Source organism: Rhizobacter sp. P2_H2 (assembly GCF_056403375.1).
The window spans coordinates 1-4,358 of record NZ_JBFUFP010000431.1; the positions used below are offsets into that span (position 1 = coordinate 1).

Sequence of the window (4,358 nt, forward strand, 5' to 3'; positions counted from 1 at the left end):
GCCACCAGCTGCGGCACCTCGGGCGGCACCGGCACGCCGTCGTCGGCGGCGAGTTCGCGCCTCGCGCCGAGGTCGCGTGCCGCCAGCTCCTTCAGGTTGGCGGCACGGGTCTGCATCCGCGCCAGCAGCCGGTCGCGCAGCTCGAGCGAGGCATCGGCCCCCATCAGCTGCTGCGAGGCCCACACGCGCAGGCGCTGCTTGTCGGCCGACAGCTCCAGCAACTCGGACAGGATGTCGCTCGCGAGCCGGCTGTGCTGCGCGTACGCATAGACACGGATCGCGCCCCAGCGCACGGCCACCGCCTGGATGCAGACCAGGGCGACCAGGGCGGCCAATGCGAGCGACAGGCGGAGTCGGAACATGCGCCACTGTATCGCCCGTGCCGCCATCATGATTCGGTCATGCGGCGGTCATCCATGACCCGGTACCGGGCGTGGCATTTCGTTCCTGGCATCGCACGCCGGCAAAACACGATTGGTTCGCATCGATCGCCATCGCTACGATGCGCCGGCGACAAAACAAGCGCGCACGCACGCGCACCACGGAGACAAACCGATGAGACTTCCATTTCGCAACGCGCTGCTGGCCGGCGCGACGGGCCTTCTCTTGTCCTCGTTCGCCGGCACCGCCGGCGCGGCGACGAGCTACGTGTTCGCCACCTTCAAGGGCGACGCCGCGGCGGACGAGAAACTGTGGATCTACCTGTCCGACAACGCGACCAGCTTCAAGCTGCTGTCGAACACGAACTTCGGCGGGTCCACCGGCGTGCTGCGCGACCCGAGCATCATGAAGCACAGCGACGGCAAGTACTACATCGCGTACACCGTGCAGTCCTGGACCACCGCGTCGACCTACTTCGCGATCGCGTCGAGCACCAACCTGATCAACTGGACGCAGGTCGCCACCGTCGACGCCGGCGTGTCCGGCACGTACTACACCTGGGCGCCCGAGTGGTTCGTCGAAGGCAGCACGGTGAAGCTGATCGTGAGCCTCGGGCCGCAGGGGTCGGACTTCAAGCCCTACGTCTACACCGCGACCAACAGCAGCCTGACGAGCTGGAGCGGCCCGGTCGACATGGGCATCGGCACCAACAAGATCGACACCTTCGTCGTCAAGTCGGCCGGCATCTACCACGCCTTCGCGAAGAACGAGTCGACGAAGTACATCGAGCACGCGATCGCCAGCAACCTGCTCGGTCCGTGGAGCTGGGTCGGCACCGGCAACTGGGCCGGCTGGGGTTCGGGCTACGAAGCGCCGGCGCTGGTGCAGACCACGGACGGCAACTGGCGCATCTACATCGACAAGTACACCAACGGCGGCATCTGGAGCGCCACCAGCGCGGACCTCACCACTTGGACCGGCCTCTCGTCGGTCGGGCCGTACCGGCACGGCACGGTGCTGAAGGACACGAACTACACCGCCGGGCAGCCGCCGGCGATCGAGTACGTGAAGAACCGCAACAGCGGCAAGGTGCTGGACGTGCAGAACCCGAACCAGTCCGACGGTGCCAACGTCGGCCAGTACACGCTCAATTCGGGCGCGTGGCAGCAGTGGCAGTTCTTCGACGCGGGCAACGGCTGGTTCAACGTCGTCAACGTCCACAGCGGCAAGTGCCTGGACGTGAGCGGCGCCTCGACGGCCGACAACGCCGACATCATCCAGTGGGCCTGCAACGGCGGCACGAACCAGCAGTGGCAGTGGGTCGCGAACAACGGCTACTTCCTGCTGAAGGCGCGCCACAGCGGCAAGTGCGCCGACGTGAGCGGCAGTGCCACCACCGACGGCGCCGACGTGCGCCAGCAGGCCTGCAGCGGCGGGCTCAACCAGGACTGGTCGCGCCAGCCCTGAGGCCCTGAGGCCCCGAAGCCGGTCGCGGGCCGGCTTCACACACCCTTCACACGACGCTGCGGCGGCTTCGAAACCACTTCGCACGTTCCGTCGATTCTTGCGGCCACGCGCCCTCCCTGCGGCGCGCCCAGGAGAATCGACATGCCCCCGCTGCGCCGCGTCCCGTTCCACCCGATCCGCCCCCTCACCCACGTCGGCCGCGTGCTGCTGTGCATCGCGCTGTCGCTGTTCGCCGCGATCCTGACGCTCGCCTGGTCGCCGGCGCGCGCCGACGACTCCGAGGCCCGCAAGGGCGAGAGCCCGTACTTCTTCGTCGACAACGGCGACCCCGGCACCGACCGCCTGCCGCTGAAGTCGACCGCGGTCGACGTGCGCATCAGCGGCGTGATCGCCGACGTGACCGTCACGCAGCACTACCGCAACGAAGGCCAGCGCCCGATCGAGGCGCGCTACGTGTTCCCCGGCTCGACGCAGGCTGCCATCTACGCGATGAACGTGCGTCTGGGCAACCGGCTGCTGACGGCGCGCATCCGCGAGAAGCAGCAGGCGCGCATCGAGTACGACAACGCCAAGCGCGAGGGCAAGACCAGCGCGCTGCTGGAACAGCACCGGCCGAACGTGTTCGAGATGAACGTCGCCAACATCCTGCCGGGCGACGACGTGGCGGTGGAGCTGCGCTACACCGAGCTGCTGGTGCCGACCGACGCGCAGTACGGCTTCGTGTTCCCGACCGTCGTCGGCCCGCGCTACAGCAACCCAGCCGGTGCGGCGGACCGGCAGGCCTGGGCCGCGACGCCCTACCTGCGCGCCGGTGTCGAATCGAACACCGCGTTCGACCTGAAGCTGCGGGTCGATGCACCGATCGCGGTGAAGGACGTGAGCTCGCCGTCGCACGAGATCCGTGTGCAGGGCGGCGATACGGCGCATGCGAGCGTGAGCCTCGCCGACCCGGCGAAGAGTTCCAACAACCGCGACTTCATCCTGAACTACCGCTTGGCCGGCGACCGCATCGCCTCCGGCCTGATGCTGTACCGCGGCGACGAGCAGACCGGCGGCGAGAACTTCTTCCTCGCGATGGTCGAGCCGCCGAAGGCCGTGCCGCTGCAGCAGGTCAACCCGCGCGACTACATCTTCGTGGTCGACATCTCGGGCTCGATGCACGGCTACCCGCTGGACACCGCCAAGGTGCTGCTGCAGAACCTGATCGGCGGCCTGCGCCCGAGCGACACCTTCAACGTGATGCTGTTCTCCGGCAGCAGCCGCATGCTGTCGCCGGCGTCGGTGCCGGCCACGCGCGCCAACATCGAGCGTGCGCTGCAGGCACTCGCGAACACCGGCGGCGGCGGCAGCACCGAGATCGTGCCGGCGCTGCGCCGCATCGCCCAACTGCCGAAGCCTGCCGACCTGTCGCGCAGCGTGATCGTCGTGACCGACGGCTACGTGACGGTCGAGTCCGAGGTGTTCCAGCTGGTGCGCCGCCACCTGAACGACTTCAACGTGTTCGCGTTCGGCATCGGCAGCAGCGTCAACCGCAACCTGATCGAAGGCCTGGCGCGTGCCGGCCAGGGCGAGGCCTTCGTCGTCACGAAGCCGTCGCAGGCGGCAGCACAGGCCGAGCGGCTGCGCCGCATCATCGACTCGCCGGTGCTGACGCAGCTGAAGGCGCGCTTCGACGGGCTGGACGTCTACGACGTGGAGCCGCCCGCGCTGCCCGACGTGCTGGGCGGCCGCCCGGTGCTGATCCAGGGCAAGTGGCGCTCGCACCCGGGCGTGCCGGCCGCCGGCCGGCTGGTGCTGGACGGTCGTGCGGCCGACGGGCCGTGGCACGAGGAGTTGATCGTGGCCGGCCACGAGGACCAGACCTCGTCCGCACTGCGCCACCTGTGGGCCCGCGGTCGCATCGCGGCGCTCAGCGACCAGGAATCGCTGGTGGGCGGCAATGCCGAGAAGGAAGCCATCACCGCGCTCGGCCTGAAGTACAGCCTGCTGACGCAGTACACCAGCTTCATCGCGATCGACCAGGTGGTGCGCAACCCGAACCCGGCCCTCGCGCCCACCGTCGACCAGCCGCTGCCGTTGCCGCAGGGCGTGCCCGAGACCGCACTGGGCGCCGAGGTGCCGAGCACGCCCGAGCCTGCTGCCTGGGCCGCGCTGCTGGTGGTGTTCGGCGTGGCCGGTGTCGCGCTGCAGCGCCGTCGCGTGGCAGCGCGCGCATGAGGCCGGGCCATGGGAACCGTGTTGTCCACTTCCGCCACCGGCCGCTGGCTGGGGCGCTTCGAAGCGATGCCGCCGCTCGCCTGGCTAGTGCTGCAGGCGGTCGCGCTGTGGCCGCACTGGCGCTGGGCCGCGGCGCGGCTGGCCGATGGCTCGGACGATCCGCTCGGGCTGGTCGCGGCCGCCGTGCTGGTCGGTTGGGTGGTGTGGCAGGCGCAGGGCCTGCGCGGCTCGGCGCGCCCGGCCTGGTGGACGGCCGCCGGCGCGCTGACGGTGCTGGCCACCGTGTCGGCGGC

At 69.7% G+C, this 4,358-nt stretch carries 2 protein-coding genes and 2 pseudogenes; 3 read left to right on the plus strand and 1 reads right to left on the minus strand.

Annotation, left to right across the window (positions count from 1 at the left end; genetic code table 11):
• Positions 1 to 362, minus strand: a pseudogene (locus AC1D15_RS19660) (sensor histidine kinase); the annotation flags it as partial.
• 193 nt (positions 363 to 555) lie between these two features.
• Here AC1D15_RS19660 and AC1D15_RS19665 point away from each other — a divergent pair.
• The 3 genes and pseudogenes from AC1D15_RS19665 to AC1D15_RS19675 all read left to right on the plus strand — a co-directional run.
• Positions 556 to 1,848: an RICIN domain-containing protein gene (locus AC1D15_RS19665; RefSeq protein ID WP_465111455.1), complete on the plus strand. Its 1,293-nt coding sequence runs from the start codon at positions 556 to 558 to the stop codon at positions 1,846 to 1,848.
• Positions 1,849 to 1,989: 141 nt separating this feature from the next.
• Positions 1,990 to 4,065 (plus strand): VIT and vWA domain-containing protein, encoded by a 2,076-nt coding sequence (locus tag AC1D15_RS19670; RefSeq protein WP_477827306.1) that lies wholly within the window; start codon positions 1,990 to 1,992, stop codon positions 4,063 to 4,065.
• 9 nt (positions 4,066 to 4,074) lie between these two features.
• Positions 4,075 to 4,358: pseudogene (locus AC1D15_RS19675) on the plus strand (exosortase Q); the annotation flags it as partial.